This is a genomic window from Rhodococcus sp. UNC23MFCrub1.1 (assembly GCF_000686025.1).
Classification (GTDB): Bacteria; Actinomycetota; Actinomycetes; order Mycobacteriales; family Mycobacteriaceae; genus Rhodococcoides.
Genome location: NZ_JMLQ01000006.1, coordinates 219,650 through 237,913, shown reverse-complemented (window position 1 = coordinate 237,913; position 18,264 = coordinate 219,650). Strand labels below are relative to the sequence as shown.

Sequence of the window (18,264 nt, the reverse complement as noted above, 5' to 3'; positions counted from 1 at the left end):
CGACGGATCAGCGAGCGGTGGCCATCCGGTACCCGAGGAAGCCGAGGTACCCCGCGAGCGCGACGAGACCGACCTTGCGCGTGGCCGGGACGGCGATGGCGGTGCCGATCACGAGCTCCGACGCACCGTTGCGGTAGGTCCACGTACGAGTGTCCTTCGGGAACGCCGGCTCGGTGATCGAGCGGAAGGCGTCGGGCGCCACGAAGTGCGCGGCACCTGTTGCAGCGAGACCGATTCCAGCGATGGTGGGCACCGTGATCGAAGCCATGACGTGACGTCCTCCCCTGTACGCGAACGGGTCCGACCGGACCCCGTCGGTCACAGTAGCAACGTCCGCACCGCCGTGGGCGTGGTCGCGCTAGCGTGGTCGGTATGGCCGAGACACCCGCGGTACGGCGGACCCGAGAACTACTCCGAACGGGTGTCGACGCGTCGTCGCCGATGCGCGGAGTGCTCGACGTCCGGGTGACGGACTCCACAGCGCGAGAGGCGTCCCCCGCCTCCGCATCGTCCGTCGCCGGGCGCCTGATGACCTTCTCCCCCCTCGCGGCCGTCTACGAACGCGCGTGGCGGCCTCTGTTCCGCCTGTGGATGGGCGCCGGCGGGCCCTCCGTGGAGGAACAGCGGGCCTACGCGGTGCGTGACCTCGGTCTCGTGTCCCCCGACGTGTCGGTCGTCCTGGACGTCGCGTGCGGACCCGGCAACTTCTCGCGATCGCTGGCCGAGGCCATGCTCACCGGAGCGCACGGTCGGCCTCTCGTCATCGGCCTGGACGCGTCGGAGCCGATGATCGCCCGCGCGTCGGCGGACACCGACGACGACGAGCACGTCGCCTACCTGCTCGGGGACGCGCGAGAGATCCCGTTCGAGGACGACGCCGTGGACGCGGTGTGCTGCTACGCCGCGCTGTACCTGGTGCCGGAGCCGTACCGGGTCCTCGACGAGATGATCCGGGTGCTGCGACCGGGCGGCCGCATCGCGCTCATGACGACGGTGCGGCGCGGCCCACAGCCGGTCGGGGCGGTCACCGCCGCGGCAGCGAGCACCGTGGGACTGGAGATGTTCCGACGCGACGACATCACCGACGTCCTGCGGGAACGCGGGGTCGAGCATGTGGAGCAGCGCATCCACGGCGCAGCCCAGTTCGTCACCGGGCGGCTGAGCCGCAGCGATCAGGACGTGCCGGTGTCGGCTCCGTAGTCCGAGACCAACCACTCGTCGCCGGTGTGCTCGACGGTCACCGTCAGAAGCGTCGGCACGGCACCGGGTTCGGGCTGCTGCAGGTTCTGCGTGGTCTGGGTCGCGAAGACCGACACCGTGTAGGTGTCGCCCTCCTGCGCCGTGACCGTCGCTGCGTTCACCCGACCCGACGCCACCACCTGCGAGTCGGTCATGATCTGCGTGAGCACCTCGCGCACACCGTCGAAGCGCTCACGCAGAGCGTCGGTGGTGCCCTCCTCTACGCCCCCGAAGAAGCCGTCGATGTCCGTGTGGTCGTAGGTCAACGACCGCTCCGTGTACGCCCGCGCCGTGTTCTCGGCGGTGGCGCGGTCGGCATCGGCTCCGCGTTCCGCGGCCAGGGCCGAGTGGGCGGACTGCCACTGCACTCCTGCCACCACGGCAGCGACGGTCGCGAGCACGGCGACCACGGTGGCGACGATCGCCACGAGGCGCGTCCGGGACGACACCGCGGGCACCGCCGTGTCCGGCGCCGCGTCGTCCTCGGTCGAGGTGGTGTCGAGTTCTGTTGTCATGATGGCCTTCTCGTCGTCCGTCTGATGCAGGAGGGGTACGTCAGTTGCCGGGCAGGGTCACGGCCACCCGAGCCGGTCCGCCGCGCGGGAAGACCTGCTCGAGCATCGTCACCAGGGCGCCGGCATCGACCCGGAGCGGGCGGATCGGCTGTGTGACCGGGCGCAGCACGGTGGCGATGAAGCCGAGGTCCGGCGACAACTGACTCAGGTACTCGTCGATCTTGGGCACCAACCGGGCCAGTTCGCCGTCCCACACGGTCTCGCCGACGTACGAGTAGTCCTGGTACGAACCGATCAGGTGGTCGAGACCTGCTCCGGAGGCGTTCAGTTCGGGAACCGCGTCCGCGAGCCGCGGGCCCAGCGCATCGGCGTACGCGTTCTCGCCGAGCACCTGCAGGTTGCGATACAGCCGCCGGATCTCGTCCTTCTTGTCGGCCAACGTGAGGGACAGCAGCCGCAACACCTCGACGACGTTGTCGATGTCCGACTCCCGGCCACGCGTGGCGGTGTCGACCGTGTCGACGATGCCGCCCAGCGCATCGGTGTCGATCTCGCGCGTGAGTGCCTCGGCGACCGCGAGGGTGTCGCTGACGCTGGGAGCGACCGAGACGTCCGCCGCGTCCACCACGTCCCCGTCCGCCAGGTACGGCCCGGAGTCCGAATGCGGACGGAAGTCGAGGAACTGTTCGCCCGCCGCGGAGAGATTCGAGACCCGCACCTCGGTGTCGACCGGAATCTTCTGCGCGGCATCCACTCTGACGACCGCACGGAGTCCACCGCCCTCGACGTCGATCCGCTCGACCCTGCCGATGGCGAATCCTCGCAAGGTCACCTGAGAGGTGTCGATCAGGCCGCCGGACGTCGTGAGCGGCACGGTGATCTCGGCGTGGTCGCGTCGCGGATCGATGTCCAGGACGTTCAACGACAGGTATCCGACACCCAGCACGGCGACCGCCGCGAGCGCCGTGGCGGACAGGATCGAACCCCTCATCGCACGAATCCGATCGATCGCAAAACCTGAATCATCTCGTCGGCTTGATCGACGGGTGCTTCTCCCGCGGGTGTGTCGCCCGAGACGGAGGCGATGCGGACGTTCGGCGACGACGTGAAGAACGGCACCAGCTTCTCGCGCAGCAGGGCGTCCATGCGGGACGCCAGCATCGGCGCCGTCAGATCGGCCGTGGCGAGAGTGCGGATCATGGGTTGCAGAGTGGCGATCACGTCGTGCAGATCTCCCGCCACCGGGTTGATCACGGCACCGATGTTCCGCGACATGTACCCCAGATCGATCAGGGCGTCGACCACGACCAGCAGGGCGTCCGCGAGTCCCGCGACACGTTCCGGACCACTCGTCAGGATGGTGTCGAGCGTGTCCGTCTTCTCGGCGAACGACCGGGTCACCGCCTCGGCGCCGCCCAGGATGCGGTCGAGCTCCGTCGTGTTGGTCGCCAGGTCCCGCAACGCCTCTCGGGCCTTGTCGTTGATCAGGTCGACCGTCGCCGGATCCGGTGGGATCGCCCGGTTGAACCGATCGATGGACCGCTGGAAGTCGACGATGTGCCCGCCGGCCACCACCTCGGAGAGCCCGCGCAGCACGTCTTCGACGTTGTCCGCCGGCGTCGTCCGCTCGAGCGGGATGACGTCGCCGTCCTGCAGGGTGGCACCCGAGGTGTCGGATCCGTCCTCCGGACGCTGCAACGCGACGTAGATCTCGCCCAGGATCGTGCCCTGGCGCAGTTCCGCTCGCGTGAGCGCCGGCAGTGCGACGGTGCGATCGACGTTCACGGCGGCGACGGCGGTCGAGCCGGTGAGGGTGACCGACTCCAGGAGCCCGACGTCCACACCGTCGAGGACCACCTTGGCCCGCGCCGGCAGATTCAGCACACTCGAGAACTCGATGTCGACCCGGTAGGTCGGGCCCGGAACGTAACTGCCCGGCACGGGCAGGTCGGCGATCGAGGCACCGCAGCCCGACGCCGTCACGGCCGCGGCCACCACGGTCAGCGCCGCCAGGAGCCGCTTCACCGGGACCCTGCCGATCCGAGCACGAGCGGGACCAGATCGACGTTCACGGTGGACCCACCCGCGACGGGCACCGCGAACTGCGGAGGTGCGAACGTCAGCCGGGCGGCCTGCGTGTCCGGATCCTGGAGGGAGGCGAGCTGTTCCGTCTGCTTCGGCACCCGCGACAGGATGCTCGCGATGTCGCCGACTCTGCTGACGATGATCGCCACGATCGGGACGACGACGTCGAGCACGCGGTAGAGCGTGGGTGCGAACTTCGGCAGCGTCTTCTCGAGGACGGGGAGGAACTCGACCGTCAGATCGATCGCCTGGGCGAACCGCTCCGAGAAGTCGCCCGCGGCCCCGAGCCCCTGCTTCAGATTCTCGATCAGCAGGGTGATGTCCGGCCACCGGTCCACCAGGGTCGCCGTCAGCGTGTCGACGCTGTCGACCATGCGGCGCACCTGGGTGTCCTTGTTCGCCGGATTGCCGACCAGATCGGAGACCTGGGACAGCGCGGTCCCGAGTTGCTCCCCGCTGCCGTCGAGTGCGGTGTCGAGCGAGCGCAGGGTGTCGCCGAGAATCTCCTCGTCCGGCGGCCGCGGGTTGTCCGGATAGGTAGTCGACGTCGTTCCGAGAAGCTCCGCGCCGAGCTTGTTCACCGCCTCGAGGGTGTCGCTGATCCCGATGGGGGTGCGGGTGCGCTCGAGCGGGATGCACTCGTCGCGATCGAGGGGCACGCCGTCGCGATACGGCGTGGTCAGTTCGAGCCGGCGATCGGTGACGATGGAGTCCGACATCGTCACCGCACCCACGTCGGCCGGCAACGTGAGCGAGTCCTCGACGGACATCGTGACCCGGACGTGGTCGCCGCGAGGCTCGATGCCGGTCACCTCGCCCACGGGGATGCCGAGGAGCGTGACGTCGTTCCCCTCGTAGAGACCGACCGAATCGGTCATCTCGGCGCACAGATCCGAGCGCGGGGTCCCGACGAGTTGGGCTGCGGACGACGCCGCGGTCCCGGCGCCGACCAGGACGACGGCGGCGACGGCCACTGCCACCACCTTGCTGCGAGCGGCCACGTCAGCACACCTTTCCGGGAACCGGGACACACAGCGTCGATCCGGTGACGACGGCGGCACTGCGGTCGATGACGGGCCCGGCGCCGGTGTCGAGAAGGCCGGCCATGGACTCGGAGAACTCGCGGCCCGCGGAGATCGCGTCGTCGATGGACCCCGTGCGCTCCTTCAGCGAGGCCACGAGATTCTCGACCTCGTCGATCGTGGGGCCGAGCCCCTCGTCGAGCGCCATGATCGGTCGGTGCAGGAGCGAGAACAGCCGGTAGAGCTTGTCGGCGGCCGCGGCGACGTCGGCGCGCTTCGCGCCCAGCTTGGAGGTGATGATGCCGATCTGCTTCAGCAGCCCCAGCAGGATCTCGCGATCGGTCGCCAGTTCGCCGATGTACTCGTCGGCCACGTCGAGGCTCCGGTCGAGATCGTCCTGGCGATCGGCGATCGCACCGGTCATGGACGTCAGGGTCGTGGTGATGTCACGGATCGACTCCGGCTGAGCCTGCACGGCCCGATCGATCTCGGCGATGTTCTGCCGCAACGACGTTCCGTCCAGATCGCGGAGGATCGGCGTCGCCGCCTCGACCGTGTCGGACAGCGAGAACGGCACGCGGGTGTGCTCGAGCGGGATCTCCCCGTCCTGCAGCTCTCCGGTACCGCCGGGAGTCAGCGAGAAGTAGTGGCCCCCCACCGGCGTCAGCAGGCGCACCCCGAACGACGTCGCGTCGCCCAGTTCGACGTTCTCGTCCACCTCGAAGGCCACCTGGACGTGGTCGCCGTCCAGCTTCATCGACGTCACCGATCCCACCGAGATACCGGCGATGCGGACGTCGTCCCCGGCGTGCGCTCCGCCGGTCGTCTCGAATGCCGCTGTGTACGTGCGATGCCCGATGGGAAGCGAGTACACGACGACGGCGGCCACCACGGCGACGACGAGCGCGAGCACACCCACGATTCCCCAGACGGTCTGGCTTCCCTGACGCACGGAGCTCATCGGCAGACCACCAGGCGCTGGGTTCCGAGCACGACCGAGCCGATGCCGGGAATCTCGGTGTCGCCGGCCGAGCACGCGGAGACCTGCCCCTCGGGGGCGTTGCGCACCGTCTGGTCGACACCGCGCAGCAGACTGGGCACCATCGCGAGCAGGTCCACCAGTTGCTGAGCTCCCGGCACGAGCCGCTTGAACGCCGAATCCACCGGGCCGTACTCGGAGTCGTAGGTGTCGCGCAACTGCTCCCCGATCGAGATGAACGGTCCCTGACCGGAATTGATGTCGTCGACGGACGAGAGCAGGGTGTCGGCCCTGTCGGCGAACGTCGACACCACGCGGTCGAGTTCGGCGAACAGTCGACCCAGTTGCTCCGAGCGCTCGGCCACCACACCGGAGATGGCGCCCAGGTTGCGGATGAGGAGCACGATGAGGTCCTCGCGCTGCGAGGCATAGGTGGTCAGCCCGTCCAGGTCGCGCAGGACCGGCCCGAGGCCCGACCCGTCGCCCTGCACGAGATCGAGTACGTTCTGCGCGAACCGGTTCACCTGGTCGGTGTCGATGGTCTCGAAGATGGGCTGGAACCCGTCGAAGAGCGTCGTGATGTCGAACGACGGCACGGTCATGTCGTCCGCCAGCGAGGACCCCGGTGCCAACTCGGATCCCGAGTCGTCGGTGCTGATGAGCTCGAGATACCGCTGACCCAGCAGGTTCTCGTAGCGCACAGCAGCTTTCGTGGTCGTGAGCACCGGCCGGTCGGAGTCGACCTCGAAGGACACCCTGGCCCGGTTCCCGTCGAGTTCGATGTCGTTCACCGACCCCACGAGCACGCCCGAGAGGCGGACGTCGTCACCGGCGTAGAGACCGGAGACGTCGTCGAAACGCGCGTCGAACGTCGACCGTTCGTCGCCGCCGCCGTTGCGCAGCGCGCCGCCCACGAGGACGAGACACAACACGGCCACGAGCGCGAACGCACCGAGCTTCACCAGGGTCGCCACCGGCGTCCCCACCACCGACGAGCGCGTCACAGCACACCGCCCAGTCGCGCCGCGAAGGCTTCCGCCGGACCGGCCATGGCGGGCATGTTCTTCACGATCACCTGAAGTTGCAGCTGGGTCCGGCCGTCGACGTTCGGGAAAGCGTCCTCGACGCCGGAGATCACGTCGGGTACACGCTGGTATGCCGGCGCGAGCGTTCCCGCCGAGAGCGCCACCGGCAGCAACACGTCCAGCAGGGTGTCGAGCAGCGGGCGGAGGTACGGACCGTTGTCGCGCAACAGATCTCCCAGTGGGATCGAGAGGCCGGATCCGAGTCCGGACATGGCCTTGATCGCCCGCGCACTGTTCTCCGGATTCTCGAAGTACTCACTGCTGGTGACGACCTGGTCGATCACGTCGGTGACCGGTCCGATGGAGGCGCCCAGCCCGTCCGCCAACTCACCACCGCGGTGCAGCTTCCAGGCGAGCGGCGCACGCTGGGTCTCGGCCATCATCTGCGCGGTGTCGAAGAAGGGCTTCAGGCTGTCGCCGAACTCCGACGACACGCGGGACGCCAGGTCGAGCACCCGCTCGGTGTTGTCCGCGTCCAGCACGTCGGTCAGATCGGCGAGTCGGCGGAAGACGCCGGTGACCGTCGCCGTCTCGGTGTCGTCGCCCAGTGCCAGGACGGTGTCCTCGCGCAGCGGGGATCCCTGTCCCTCCGAGTACAATTCGATGACCGTCGCTCCGAAGACAGTCGCGGAGGAGAACCGCGCGGTGACGTCGTCGGTCAGGACCGAGGCGACGGCCGGCTCGATGTGGGCGTGCACTCGCTGCGATCCGAACCCGAGCGGCTCGATCTCGTCGACACGGCCTATGGGGAGTCCGCGGTACTTGATGTCCGACCCGACCGCGAGGCCGTCACCGACGGCGGTGCTGTCGATCGTGAGATCGAAACGGGACTCGAAGTCACCGGTGGCGTACTTGCCGAGCACCACACCGAGGACCACGAGCACGACGGCCACCACGAGGCCACGTACCCGGAGCGAGCGAGGGCCCGCGGATCTGCGGGACAGATCGTCGAAGACTGCCATGATCCCCTACCCCGAGATCCTGATGCCGACGTCGACTCCCCAGATGACCACGGTGAGGATCATGTCGAGGACGACGATGACGATGAGCGACGCGCGGATCGCGCGGCCAGACGCACGGCCGACACCCTCGGGTCCGCCCGTCGCGTAGTAGCCCTGGTAGCCGTGGATCATGATGACGGCGCCGACGAAGATGGTGGCCTTGAGCAGCGAGTACAGCAAATCCGACGGCTGCAGGAACGCCGAGAAGTAGTGGTCGTACGTCCCCGACGACTGATCGCCGAACGCGGCGACGATGAACGCACACGAGACGTAGCTCAGGATCAGCGTGAGCAGGTACAGCGGGATGATCGTGACCACGCCGGCGATGACGCGCGTGGTGACGACGAACGGGATCGAGCGGATCCCCACCACCTCGAGCGCGTCGATCTCGTCGGAGATGCGCATCGCACCGATCTCCGCCGTCATGCGGCATCCCGCCTGGGAGGCGAACCCGATCGCGGCGATCATCGGGGCGAGTTCCCGCGTGCTGGCGTAGGCCGAGATGAAGCCCGTGAGAGGACCCATGCCGACGAGATTCAGGGCGTTGTAACCCTCGATCCCGATGGACGACCCCACGGCCACGCCGAGGATGACCAGCACCGAGACGGTACCGCCGCCGACCACGAGATTACCGCTGCCCCAGGTGATGTCGGTGAGCACGATCATGGTCTGGCGCCGGTAGGCACGCAGGGTGTGCGGGATCGCGACGAGCACCTGCCACACGAAGGTGAGCTGATGCCCGAGGTGCTCGACCAGCCCGAGCGGTACGCGAGCGATGCGCTTGCCGCCGCGGACGAGCGGCGCGGTGCCGGGCGGGGTGTAGCGGGCGACGGTCATGGCGTCACCCGAGCCGCTGCGGAAGGAACATCGACACCAACTGGGTGGCGAGGACGTTGACGATGAAGGCCGACAGCACACCGACGACGACCGAGGCGTTCACCGCGTTCGCGACACCGCGAGGGCCCGACGTGGCCTCGAATCCGCGCTGGCACGCGACGAGAACCACGATGATGCCGAAGATCTCGGCCTTCACCATCGCGACGACCAGATCGGTGGTCGAGGCGAAGGACGCGAAGGAGGACAGGTAGCTGCCCGGCGTACCGCCCTGGAACCCGACGTTGACGACGTACCCGGACACCAGACCCATGAAGATGACCAGCGAGCACAGCAGCGGTGCGACGACGAGCATGGCGGCGAGCCGGGGAGTCGCGAGCCGACGCACCGGGTCGATGCCCATGACGCGCATCGCGTCGATCTCCTCGCGCACCGTGCGGGCACCGAGATCGGCCGCGATCGCGGATCCTGCTGCGCCGCCCAGCAACAGCGCGGTCACGATGGGCGCTCCCTGGCGGATGACTCCGAGGCCGCCCGCGGCGCCCGCGATGGACGTGGCACCGATCTGATTGGTCAGGCTGCCCACCTGGACCGAGACGATGACGCCGAACGGCACCGAGACGAGAACGGCGGGAAGCACGGTGACCGTGACCATGAACCACGCCTGGTCGAGGAACTCGCGCCAGGCGAAGCGCAGGCCCACCAGGTCCCGCACCAGGTGGCCGAACGCAGCGACCACGAGGTCGGCGAAACGACCCAGCGTGCGGGTGCCGGTGGTGACGCGGGAGACGAGCGGCATGCTGCGCGCCATGTCGATCCCCCCGTACGTCTCGAGTCAGTCGGACGCAGGTGGTGCGCCGCGCTGAAAACTAGCGCGGCAGAACGGGGATCGAGTCGGTTTCTCGGGAGTTCAGTGACGCCTGACAAACATCGGGCCCCGGACTAGGTCGCGATGCGACCGTTGACGTACTCGTAGAACCCGGCACTGGTCTTCTTGCCCAGCAGGCCGGCCTCGACCATGCGGAGCAGGAGAGGCGGCGGCGCGTACAGCGGTTCCTTGTACTCGGCGTACATCGAGTCGGCGATCGACTTCACGGTGTCGAGCCCGATGAGGTCCGACAGTGCGAGCGGGCCCATGGGATGCGCGAGGCCCAGCACCGTGGCCTTGTCGATGTCGTCGCGCGTGGCGAAGCCCGACTCGACCATGCGGATCGCCGAGAGGAGGTACGGCACCAGCAGAGCGTTGACGACGAAGCCGGACCTGTCCGCCGCGCGGACGACCTGCTTGCCGAGGACGTCCGCCGCGAAACGTTCCGCGCGTGCCAGGACGGCATCGGACGTCTTCAGCGACGAGATGAGTTCCACGAGAGGCAGAACCGGCACCGGGTTGAAGAAGTGCATGCCGATGACCCGCTCGGGGCGGGTCGTGGCCACGCCGAGCTTCATGATCGGGATCGACGAGGTGTTGGAGGCGAGCACCGCGTCGGGATCCGTGACCACCCTGTCGAGCTCGACGAAGAGGGCCGTCTTGATCCCCTCGTCCTCGAGCACGGCCTCGACGACGATCTCGCGATCGGCGAAGTCGGACAGCTCGGACGTGAAGGTCAACCGTGCGGCGGCTTGCTCACGTTCGCGCTCGGTGATCTTGCCGCTGCTGACGCCGCGGTCGAGCGACTTCAGGATGCGCGCCTTGCCCGCGGCAGCCAGTTCCCGTGTCTGCTCGAACACGATCACGTCGACGTGGGCGCGTGCGCACACCTCGGCGATTCCGGCCCCCATCTGTCCGGCGCCGACGATCCCGACACGTTCGATCTTGTCCACGGCCACGAAAACTCCTTCGAAATGGGACTCCCTGCGCGACAACGCGAGAGGGTGAGACGGGGGTAACTCTGCTCGGGCACGGGCGAAGCCCGCAGATACGAGACAGGCGGCCCGCAACGAAAGCTGCGAGCCGCCTGACTAGTGCGCAGAAAGCGCCGAGTGGGGGTTAATGAAACTGGCCCTCTTCGGTGGAGCCCTTCAGGGCTGCGGTCGACGTGTTGGGGTCGACGGTGGTGGCGATGCGGTCGAAGTAGCCGGCGCCGACCTCACGCTGGTGCTTGATGGCGGTGAAGCCCCGCTCCTCGGCTGCCTTGAACTCACGCTCCTGCAGGTCGACGAACGCCGTCATGCCCTCGCGGGCGTAGCCGTGCGCCAGATCGAACATGCCGTAGTTGAGCGAGTGGAAGCCGGCGAGGGTGATGAACTGGAACTTGAAGCCCATCGCGCCGAGCTCCTTCTGGAACTTCGCGATGGTCGCGTCGTCCAGGTGCGCCTTCCAGTTGAAGGAGGGCGAGCAGTTGTAGGCGAGCAGCTGGTCGGGGAACTCGCTGCGGACCGACTCGGAGAACTTCTTGGCGACCTCGAGATCCGGCACGCCGGTCTCCATCCAGATGAGGTCGGCGTACGGGGCGTAGGCCTTCGCACGGGCGATGCAGGGCTCGATGCCGTTCTTCACGCCGAAGAAGCCCTCGGCGGTGCGGGTTCCGTCCAGGAACTCCTGGTCGCGCTCGTCGACGTCCGAGGTGATCAGCGTGGCTGCCTCGGCGTCGGTGCGGGCGATGATGACGGACGGCACGTCGGCCACGTCCGACGCGAGACGCGCGGAGGTCAGGGTGCGGATGTGCTGCTGGGTGGGGATGAGCACCTTGCCACCGAGGTGGCCGCACTTCTTCTCCGAGGCGAGCTGGTCCTCCCAGTGCACGCCTGCGGCGCCGGCCGCGATCATGGCCTTCTGCAGCTCGTAGGCGTTGAGCGCGCCACCGAAGCCGGCCTCGGCGTCCGCGACGACGGGCGCGAGCCAGTTCTTCACGGACGAGTCACCCTCGACCTTGGCGATCTCGTCGGCGCGCAGAAGAGCGTTGTTGATGCGACGCACGACGCTCGGAACCGAGTTGGCCGGGTAGAGGCTCTGGTCCGGGTAGGTGTGGCCGGAGAGGTTGGCATCACCGGCGACCTGCCAGCCGGAGAGGTAGATGGCCTGGAGGCCGGCGCGCACCTGCTGCACGGCCTGGTTGCCGGTGAGGGCGCCCAGCGAGTTGATGTAGTCCTCGTTGTTCACGAGATCCCAGAGGATCTCCGAGCCGCGACGCGCGAGCGTGGCTTCCTCCACGACGCTGCCCTGCAGGTCGGACACCTGCTGTGCGGTGAAGTTGCGGGTGACGCCCTTCCAGCGGGGATTGGTGTCCCAGTCCTTCTGGATCTCTTCCGTGGTCTTCGGTGTGCCGGTGGTCGACATCGAAAAGCTCCGTCTCTGTTGCGTCTGCGTCGGCAGCGTGCTCGTGCTTCGCAGGCTTGCCAGGCATATCGGATGTACGACCCCACGATGGCACAGAGAAAAAGTGGTGTCTACCTGCTGAGACTGTAAATCTACGCTAAGCAGTACGCGCGTTCTGCGAATCTTGCGAAGAACGTCGCGAGTGTCGTGGCGACTCCGTACCCGTCAGTAACCTGATAACCGCAGTTCGGGAACGAAATGCACGCAATACCGAACACCGACGAGATCGCCGTGCGACACGCTCACCCCCGGCGTCGCCCGCGGCCGGCTGTGACCACCGTCACCGTACGTTCGTACTGTTTTCTGGTGCGTCAGGCCGTCGCAGCGACCCGACGACGCTCGGTCAGCACTCCCAGTACACCCATCGCCGCGATCACGACGCCGCCGACGAGCGCGTAGTAGTCCGCCGTGCTAGCACCGGCGGGGAATGCGAGGACGACGGGTGACGTCGCCAGCACGACACCGAGTACGACGTGGGCCCAATGGCTCGAGCGCGATGCACTGCCCATGGCCCACAGCGCCGAGAATGCCGCCAGCAGACCCAGCACGAGGATGGCGCCGGCCACCTCGCTGCGGTGGGGCACCGGGAGCCAGAGCGTCGACAACACCAGAACGGTGCCTGCCACCAGCACCACCGCGTCGCGGGCAATTTCCTGTCGTACCGAGTGGGCCATCTCGCTTCTCCTCACAGTCGTCTCTCACGTGCACTGCACATCTGCCCCCTGCAACGCCCAGTGTGCGCCCGTCTTCCCCGGCGCGCCCGTGTGTGACAGACCAGACCTGAAACCCGTCTCACCTGCAAGGACCTGGCAAAGACGGGGTAATGCCGGGGGCGTCCTAGACTGTCCGCATGGCACGGACCTACGTCGGCGGCCGGCTTCGCCAACTGAGGGTCGAGCGAGGGTTGAGCCAAGCGGCGCTCGCCAAGCAGCTCGCGATCTCGGCCAGCTACCTCAACCAGATCGAGCACGACGTCCGACCGCTGTCGTCAGCGGTGTTGACGCGCATCACCGCAGTGTTCGGGGTCGACACCACGTTCTTCTCCACCCAGGACGACACGAGGCTCGTCGCCGAACTCCGCGAGGTGACCCTGGACCAGGACGTCGGAGTCGACGCGGACATCGACGAGCTGGCCGAACTCGTGGCCGACCACCCGGCGATGGCGCGAGCGATGGTCACCATGCATCGCCGGTACCGCAACACCACCGCCCAACTCGCGGCGGCGACCGAGGACCGCTTCGCCGACGGCAGCGGCAGCGGATCCATCTCGAAACCGCACGAGGAGGTCCGCGACTACTTCTACCAACGCCAGAACTACCTCGACGCACTCGATCGTGCGGCCGAGGACCTGGCGAACCGATTGCGTTTCCACCGGGCGGACGTCGCGGCCGAGATAGCCAAACGGCTCCGCAATCTGTACGACGTCCAGGTCATCGAGCGCATCGACCTGGGCGAGAACGTCCTGCACCGCTTCGACGCGCGGACCCGTGTTCTCGAGATCTCCCCGCGACTGTCGGCCGGCCAGAAGGTGTTCCGCTTCGCGGCCGAACTCGCGTACCTGGAGAACGGCGACCTGATCCGCAGCATGGTCGAGGACGGGGGCTTCACCGGCGCGGAGTCGCGGGCACTCGCACGACTCGGCTTCGCCAACTACTTCGCCGCGGCGACCGTGCTGCCGTACGCGCGCTTCCACGAGGTGGCGGAGGATTTCCGGTACGACATCGAACGACTCTCCGCCTACTACGCGGTGAGTTACGAGACCATCTGTCACCGGCTCTCGACGCTGCAGCGGCCGTCGCTCCGCGGGGTCCCGTTCTCGTTCGTCCGGGTCGACCGTGCCGGCAACATGTCCAAACGCCAGTCGGCCACCGGGTTCCACTTCTCGTCGAGCGGCGGCACGTGCCCGCTGTGGAACGTGTACGAGACGTTCGCCTACCCGGGCAAGATCATGACCCAGATCGCCGAGATGCCCGACGGTCGGCGCTACCTGTGGATCGCGCGCACGGTGGAGCGGCGAGCGGCGCGCTACGGCGAACCCGGCAAGACCTTCGCCATCGGTCTGGGATGCGAAGTGCGTCACGGGAATAGGTTGGTCTACGCCGACGGCCTGGAGTTGGACGGATCCTCCGTGGCGACGCCGATCGGCGCCGGATGCCGCGTGTGCGAGCGTGCCCACTGCCCGCAGCGTGCGTTCCCGCCGCTGGGCAAGGAACTCGACATCGACGAACATCGAAGCTCGGTGTCGCCGTATACCATTCGCTGACTCAGTCCTCTTCGGTCTCGAACTGCTGCTTGCGACGGCGGCTGCGCCGGATCATCAGCGCCACCGCTCCGCCGCCGACGATCCCCCCGACCACCAGGCCCGCCCACGTGTCGGCTCCCGCGCGGCTCGGCAGGTACTTGTCGGGAGCGAGCGTCACGCCGATGCCGACGAATGCGACGAGCATCAACGCGGCAGTCACGTTGGCGCGCGCCGTGAACCACCGCGACTCTGCGAACAGGTCGACGTTCTTGGACTTGGCGTACCCGATGGTCGCGTAGTTCACGACCGCACCGAAGACGATGATGCCCAACGCGATCCACGCACCTGTCGGACCGGCAACCCATGGGAGGACGGCGGCGGCGATCAGCCCGCCGAAGATGTGCAATTGCAGACCCACTGCGGCTGCCTCGTTCCACACGTCTCTCTGACGCTCGTCGTCATAGAACTCGCTGTCCAGATCGCCGACCATTCGCATTGACGAGGTGAAGATGCTCATGTCGATTCCTCCTCAGGTTCGAGCCGATCATCGGGGGTGAGCGGGAAGAGATCCTCGACCGTCGAGTCGAGCGCTCCCGCCAGCTTCAGGGCCAGGTACACGCTGGGCGAATAGTCGCCACCCTCGACCGAGACGATCGACTGCCGGCTCACTCCGCACGCCCGCCCCAGTTCCGCCTGGGTCAGGCGCGACGACTTACGGAACTCCCGCACCCGGTTCGTCACGACCATGATCCGAGTCAACTCCACTTGTCATTACGTGTCAAGACTTCTTGACATCAGATCACCGAGCGGGGGAAGACTCGGGTGTTAGCCTCAGCGACGTGACAGGACACCGCACCCCTCCGGCCACCCTCCGCTCGCTGCGTCCCGTCAACTGGGGCATCGCCCGACTGGCCGGCGCGGTCACCCGCACCGGCGACATGCACCTGTTCTCCACTCTGGGACAGACGGGCGGCCTGTTCCGCGCCTGGCTGTTCTACAGCGGCCGCCTGATGCCGTTCGGTGGGTTGCCCCGCAAGGACACCGAGACGGTGATCCTGCGGGTCGCCGCACTCCGCGACTGCCGGTACGAACAGGACCATCACCTCCGTCTGGGCGCGCGCGCCGGCATCGACGACGCCCTCGCCGACGCCATCGCCGCCGGTCCCGACGCTCCGGGTCTCGACAGTCGGACCGCCCTGATCCTGCGGGCGGTGGACGAGCTGGTGTCGACCCGCGATCTGTCCGACGCCACGTGGACCGAGCTGACGACGGTCTGGTCGTCCCGATCGCTCATCGAGTTCGTGCTGCTGGTGACCCAGTACGACGGACTCGCCACCACGATCACGACACTGCGCATCCCCCGCGACTACCAGTAGCTGCGCAGACGAGAACACCCCGGTCGCTCGTGAGCGGCCGGGGTGTTCTCGTCGGAAGATCAGAAGTTGATCATGTGCCCTGCGAGGCCGTGGATGGCCTCCTGCAGTGCCTCGGACAGCGTCGGGTGCGTGTGCACATTGCGCGCGAGTTCGGTGGCCGTCAGGTCCCACTTCTGCGCGAGCGTCAGCTCCGGGAGGAGCTCCGAGACGTCGGGTCCGATGAGGTGCCCGCCGAGCAGCTCGCCGTGCTTCGTGTCGGCGATGAGCTTGACGAAGCCGGTGGGATCGCCGAGTCCGTGTGCCTTGCCGTTCGCCGTCATGGGGAACGTCGCGACCTTGATGTCGTGGCCGGCGTCCTTGGCCTGCTGCTCGGTGAGACCGAAGCTGGCTACCTGGGGCTGGCAGAAGGTCGCGCGCGGCATGAAGCGGTAATCGTCGATGGGAAGCGTCTCGGCGCCGCCGATGGTCTCGGCCGCCACGACACCCTGTGCCTCGGCGACGTGGGCGAGCTGCAGCTTCGCCGTCACGTCACCGATCGCGTAGATGTGCGGCACGTTGGTGCGCATGACCGAGTCGATGGCGATGGCCCCGCGATCGGTGACCTCGACGCCCGTCTTGTCGAGCCCGAATCCCTCGACACGAGGAGCGAATCCGACGGACTGCATGACCTTGTCGACGGTGACCGTCTCGGTCTCGCCGCTCTTGTTGTTCTTGATCGCGACGGTGACCTTGCTGCCGTCGTCGTCGATGCTCTGCACCGCGGCGCCGGTCATGATCTTCACGCCGAGCTTCTTGTACTGCTTGGCGATCTCCTTGGAGACGTCCTCGTCCTCGTTCGGGAGCGCGCGATCGAGGAACTCGACGATGGTGACGTCGACGCCGTAATTCTTCAGGACGTACCCGAACTCCATGCCGATGGCGCCCGCGCCGACGATGAGGATGGAGCCCGGGAGCTCCTTCGTCATGATCTGCTCCTCGTACGTCACGACGTTCTCGCTCAGCGACGTTCCGGGCAGCAGCTTCGTGGTGCTGCCGGTGGAGATGATCGCATTGTCGAAGGTGACGGTCTCGCTGCCACCCTTCGTCAACTCCACCTCGATGGTGTTGGCGTCGGTGAACGACCCCTTGCCGTCGAGCTGGTCGATCTTGTTCTTCTTCATCAGGAAGTGGATTCCCTTGACGCGACCGTCCGCGACCTTGCGGCTGCGATCGTAGGCAGCGCCGAAGTCGAACGACACGTCACCGGAGATGCCGAACTGCTTGGCTTCCTTGGTGAACAGGTGCGCCAGTTCGGCGTTGCGCAGCAGAGCCTTGGACGGGATGCAGCCCACGTTGAGGCAGACACCGCCCCAGTACTTCTGCTCGATGATGGCGGTCTTCAGGCCCAGCTGCGCCGCGCGGATGGCTGCGACGTACCCACCGGGTCCGGCTCCGAGAACGACGACGTCATAGTGTGAGGTCACGGTTGCCCACCTTAGTCCCGTCGATCCGGACACACACCGAAAGGTCCGGCTACTGGCTGGTAACCGGACCTTTCGTGTCCTTATTTCAGCGGCTCTATTCAGTCGGGGATCATGTCGAACGTATCGGGGTTGGGGCCGGTGCGGCCGTCCTCACCCTTGTCCAGCGCCGAGATGTCGGCGATCTGACGGTCGTCGAGTTCGAAGTCGAAGATGTCGAAGTTCGCCTCGACGCGCTCCCGCGTGACCGACTTCGGGAAGATGATGTCGCCGCGCTGGATGTGCCAGCGGAGGGTGACCTGCGCGGTGGTCTTGCCGACGTCCTTCGCGATGCGCTCGAGCTCGGGGTCACCGAGAACCTTGCCCTGCGCGATGGGTGACCACGCCTCGGTGGCGATTCCGTGCTCCGCGCCGTACGCGCGCACCTGGTAGTTCGAGAAGTACGGGTGGACCTCGATCTGGTTGACCGACGGGACGGTCTCCGTCTCCTGCGCCAACTTCTCGAGGTGCGGCACCTGGAAGTTCGAGACACCGATGCTGCGCGCCCGTCCGTCCTTCGTGAACTCCTCGAGCACCTTCCAGGTGGAGACGTAGTCACCGTCGTACTGCGTCGGCAGCGGCCAGTGGATGAGGAACAGGTCGATGTAGTCGGTGCCCAACTTCTCGAGTGTCTCGTCGAACGAGCGACGGGCGTCGTCGGGGCGGTGGAAGCCGTTGTTCAGCTTGCTGGTGATCCAGACGTCGTCACGGGAGACGCCCGAGTCCTTCACTCCCTGGCCGGTCTCCTTCTCGTTGCCGTACATCTGCGCGGTGTCCAGGTGGCGGTAGCCCACCTCGATCGCGGTGCGGACGGCATCGGCGGTCTTCTCCGGCTCGATCTGGAAGACGCCGAAACCCAGCTGGGGGATGGACCGGCCGTCGTTGAGGGAGAGGGAAGGAACGTGGCTCATGTGCGTGAACTCCTGTTCGTTGTTCGTGATCCGAGTTCGTGCTCGTGTGCGCGGAGTACCCCGCGACGGGGGCGGTGAAGCCACCCGCGGGCGCCCCGCTCCTCTGGTGCAACGGGTGTGTCGAATCGTTATTCCGGATCGATGGTCGTCGCGACGACGA

20 protein-coding genes are annotated in these 18,264 nt (G+C 67.3%); 3 read left to right on the top strand and 17 right to left on the bottom strand.

Annotation, left to right across the window (positions count from 1 at the left end; genetic code table 11):
* Window positions 1-7: 7 nt before the first annotated feature.
* Window positions 8-268 carry a hypothetical protein gene (locus BR07_RS0116035; RefSeq protein ID WP_027506312.1) on the bottom strand — a complete coding sequence of 87 codons (261 nt, stop codon included), beginning with the start codon at window positions 266-268 and terminating at the stop codon, window positions 8-10.
* Between the two features lie 104 nt (window positions 269-372).
* On the opposite strand from BR07_RS0116035, the gene BR07_RS24970 reads away from it, so the two are divergent.
* A complete protein-coding gene (locus BR07_RS24970) occupies window positions 373-1,200 on the top strand; it encodes a class I SAM-dependent methyltransferase (RefSeq protein WP_155957055.1) in 828 nt (275 codons plus the stop codon).
* Here BR07_RS24970 and BR07_RS24965 read toward each other — a convergent pair.
* From BR07_RS24965 to BR07_RS24945, 12 genes are all read right to left on the bottom strand, one after another.
* Complete coding sequence (locus BR07_RS24965; RefSeq protein ID WP_051613463.1) at window positions 1,173-1,754, bottom strand: hypothetical protein; 582 nt, start codon at window positions 1,752-1,754, stop codon at window positions 1,173-1,175. The two genes, BR07_RS24970 and BR07_RS24965, sit on opposite strands and share 28 nt — an antisense overlap.
* A 40-nt stretch (window positions 1,755-1,794) precedes the next feature.
* Window positions 1,795-2,745, bottom strand: coding sequence for an MlaD family protein (locus BR07_RS24960; RefSeq protein WP_037186130.1), 951 nt, complete (start codon window positions 2,743-2,745; stop codon window positions 1,795-1,797).
* Window positions 2,742-3,779, bottom strand: coding sequence for an MlaD family protein (locus BR07_RS0116015; RefSeq protein ID WP_051613462.1), 1,038 nt, complete (start codon window positions 3,777-3,779; stop codon window positions 2,742-2,744). The genes BR07_RS24960 and BR07_RS0116015 overlap by 4 nt, the downstream gene beginning before the upstream one ends.
* Window positions 3,776-4,840: an MCE family protein gene (locus BR07_RS24955; RefSeq protein WP_051613461.1), complete on the bottom strand. Its 1,065-nt coding sequence runs from the start codon at window positions 4,838-4,840 to the stop codon at window positions 3,776-3,778. The genes BR07_RS0116015 and BR07_RS24955 overlap by 4 nt, the downstream gene beginning before the upstream one ends.
* Window position 4,841: 1 nt before the next feature.
* Entirely contained in the window at window positions 4,842-5,822 is a 981-nt protein-coding gene (locus tag BR07_RS0116005; RefSeq protein WP_037186128.1) for an MlaD family protein, read from the bottom strand.
* Window positions 5,819-6,844, bottom strand: coding sequence for an MCE family protein (locus tag BR07_RS0116000; protein ID WP_231476395.1), 1,026 nt, complete (start codon window positions 6,842-6,844; stop codon window positions 5,819-5,821). Before BR07_RS0116000 ends, BR07_RS0116005 begins: the two co-directional genes overlap by 4 nt.
* Window positions 6,841-7,887 carry an MlaD family protein gene (locus BR07_RS0115995; protein ID WP_027506308.1) on the bottom strand — a complete coding sequence of 349 codons (1,047 nt, stop codon included), beginning with the start codon at window positions 7,885-7,887 and terminating at the stop codon, window positions 6,841-6,843. The genes BR07_RS0116000 and BR07_RS0115995 overlap by 4 nt, the downstream gene beginning before the upstream one ends.
* 6 nt (window positions 7,888-7,893) lie before the next feature.
* Complete coding sequence (locus BR07_RS0115990) at window positions 7,894-8,763, bottom strand: MlaE family ABC transporter permease (RefSeq protein ID WP_027506307.1); 870 nt, start codon at window positions 8,761-8,763, stop codon at window positions 7,894-7,896.
* Between the two features lie 4 nt (window positions 8,764-8,767).
* Window positions 8,768-9,571, bottom strand: coding sequence for an MlaE family ABC transporter permease (locus tag BR07_RS24950; protein ID WP_051613460.1), 804 nt, complete (start codon window positions 9,569-9,571; stop codon window positions 8,768-8,770).
* 131 nt (window positions 9,572-9,702) lie between these two features.
* Window positions 9,703-10,587, bottom strand: coding sequence for a 3-hydroxybutyryl-CoA dehydrogenase (locus BR07_RS0115980; protein WP_027506306.1), 885 nt, complete (start codon window positions 10,585-10,587; stop codon window positions 9,703-9,705).
* Window positions 10,588-10,747: 160 nt separating this feature from the next.
* Window positions 10,748-12,037 (bottom strand): isocitrate lyase, encoded by a 1,290-nt coding sequence (gene aceA, locus BR07_RS0115975; RefSeq protein WP_027506305.1) that lies wholly within the window; start codon window positions 12,035-12,037, stop codon window positions 10,748-10,750.
* 350 nt (window positions 12,038-12,387) lie between these two features.
* On the bottom strand, window positions 12,388-12,750 hold the full coding sequence (locus BR07_RS24945) for an SPW repeat domain-containing protein (protein WP_037186125.1): 363 nt from the start codon (window positions 12,748-12,750) through the stop codon (window positions 12,388-12,390).
* 176 nt (window positions 12,751-12,926) lie between these two features.
* Between BR07_RS24945 and ramB the strand changes: the two genes are divergently transcribed.
* Window positions 12,927-14,339, top strand: coding sequence for an acetate metabolism transcriptional regulator RamB (gene ramB, locus BR07_RS0115965; RefSeq protein WP_027506304.1), 1,413 nt, complete (start codon window positions 12,927-12,929; stop codon window positions 14,337-14,339).
* Window position 14,340: 1 nt separating this feature from the next.
* Here ramB and BR07_RS0115960 read toward each other — a convergent pair whose 3' ends face one another.
* Together BR07_RS0115960 and BR07_RS0115955 are read right to left on the bottom strand one after the other, a co-directional pair.
* Window positions 14,341-14,835: a hypothetical protein gene (locus BR07_RS0115960; RefSeq protein ID WP_027506303.1), complete on the bottom strand. Its 495-nt coding sequence runs from the start codon at window positions 14,833-14,835 to the stop codon at window positions 14,341-14,343.
* Window positions 14,832-15,065 carry a helix-turn-helix transcriptional regulator gene (locus BR07_RS0115955; RefSeq protein WP_027506302.1) on the bottom strand — a complete coding sequence of 78 codons (234 nt, stop codon included), beginning with the start codon at window positions 15,063-15,065 and terminating at the stop codon, window positions 14,832-14,834. The genes BR07_RS0115960 and BR07_RS0115955 overlap by 4 nt, the downstream gene beginning before the upstream one ends.
* A gap of 92 nt (window positions 15,066-15,157) precedes the next feature.
* Here BR07_RS0115955 and BR07_RS0115950 point away from each other — a divergent pair, with 92 nt between their 5' ends.
* Window positions 15,158-15,694: a carboxymuconolactone decarboxylase family protein gene (locus BR07_RS0115950; RefSeq protein ID WP_027506301.1), complete on the top strand. Its 537-nt coding sequence runs from the start codon at window positions 15,158-15,160 to the stop codon at window positions 15,692-15,694.
* A 59-nt stretch (window positions 15,695-15,753) separates the two neighbouring features.
* On the opposite strand, the gene lpdA is transcribed toward BR07_RS0115950, so the two are convergent.
* Together lpdA and BR07_RS0115940 are read right to left on the bottom strand one after the other, a co-directional pair.
* Window positions 15,754-17,157 (bottom strand): dihydrolipoyl dehydrogenase, encoded by a 1,404-nt coding sequence (gene lpdA / locus BR07_RS0115945; RefSeq protein WP_027506300.1) that lies wholly within the window; start codon window positions 17,155-17,157, stop codon window positions 15,754-15,756.
* A 98-nt stretch (window positions 17,158-17,255) separates the two neighbouring features.
* Window positions 17,256-18,104 (bottom strand): aldo/keto reductase, encoded by an 849-nt coding sequence (locus BR07_RS0115940; protein WP_027506299.1) that lies wholly within the window; start codon window positions 18,102-18,104, stop codon window positions 17,256-17,258.
* Window positions 18,105-18,264: the final 160 nt, after the last annotated feature.

Excerpts from the sequence above, each read along its gene's own strand:
- BR07_RS0116035 (WP_027506312.1), bottom strand. The coding sequence starts at position 268 with ATGGCTTCGATCACGGTGCCCACCATCGCTGGAATCGGTCTCGCTGCA.
- BR07_RS24970 (WP_155957055.1), top strand. The coding sequence starts at position 373 with ATGGCCGAGACACCCGCGGTACGGCGGACCCGAGAACTACTCCGAACG.
- BR07_RS24965 (WP_051613463.1), bottom strand. The coding sequence starts at position 1,754 with ATGACAACAGAACTCGACACCACCTCGACCGAGGACGACGCGGCGCCG.
- BR07_RS24960 (WP_037186130.1), bottom strand. The coding sequence starts at position 2,745 with ATGAGGGGTTCGATCCTGTCCGCCACGGCGCTCGCGGCGGTCGCCGTG.
- BR07_RS0116005 (WP_037186128.1), bottom strand. The coding sequence starts at position 5,822 with ATGAGCTCCGTGCGTCAGGGAAGCCAGACCGTCTGGGGAATCGTGGGT.
- BR07_RS0115995 (WP_027506308.1), bottom strand. The coding sequence starts at position 7,887 with ATGGCAGTCTTCGACGATCTGTCCCGCAGATCCGCGGGCCCTCGCTCG.
- BR07_RS0115990 (WP_027506307.1), bottom strand. The coding sequence starts at position 8,763 with ATGACCGTCGCCCGCTACACCCCGCCCGGCACCGCGCCGCTCGTCCGC.
- BR07_RS24950 (WP_051613460.1), bottom strand. The coding sequence starts at position 9,571 with ATGGCGCGCAGCATGCCGCTCGTCTCCCGCGTCACCACCGGCACCCGC.
- aceA (WP_027506305.1), bottom strand. The coding sequence starts at position 12,037 with ATGTCGACCACCGGCACACCGAAGACCACGGAAGAGATCCAGAAGGAC.
- BR07_RS24945 (WP_037186125.1), bottom strand. The coding sequence starts at position 12,750 with ATGGCCCACTCGGTACGACAGGAAATTGCCCGCGACGCGGTGGTGCTG.
- ramB (WP_027506304.1), top strand. The coding sequence starts at position 12,927 with ATGGCACGGACCTACGTCGGCGGCCGGCTTCGCCAACTGAGGGTCGAG.
- BR07_RS0115960 (WP_027506303.1), bottom strand. The coding sequence starts at position 14,835 with ATGAGCATCTTCACCTCGTCAATGCGAATGGTCGGCGATCTGGACAGC.
- BR07_RS0115955 (WP_027506302.1), bottom strand. The coding sequence starts at position 15,065 with ATGGTCGTGACGAACCGGGTGCGGGAGTTCCGTAAGTCGTCGCGCCTG.
- BR07_RS0115940 (WP_027506299.1), bottom strand. The coding sequence starts at position 18,104 with ATGAGCCACGTTCCTTCCCTCTCCCTCAACGACGGCCGGTCCATCCCC.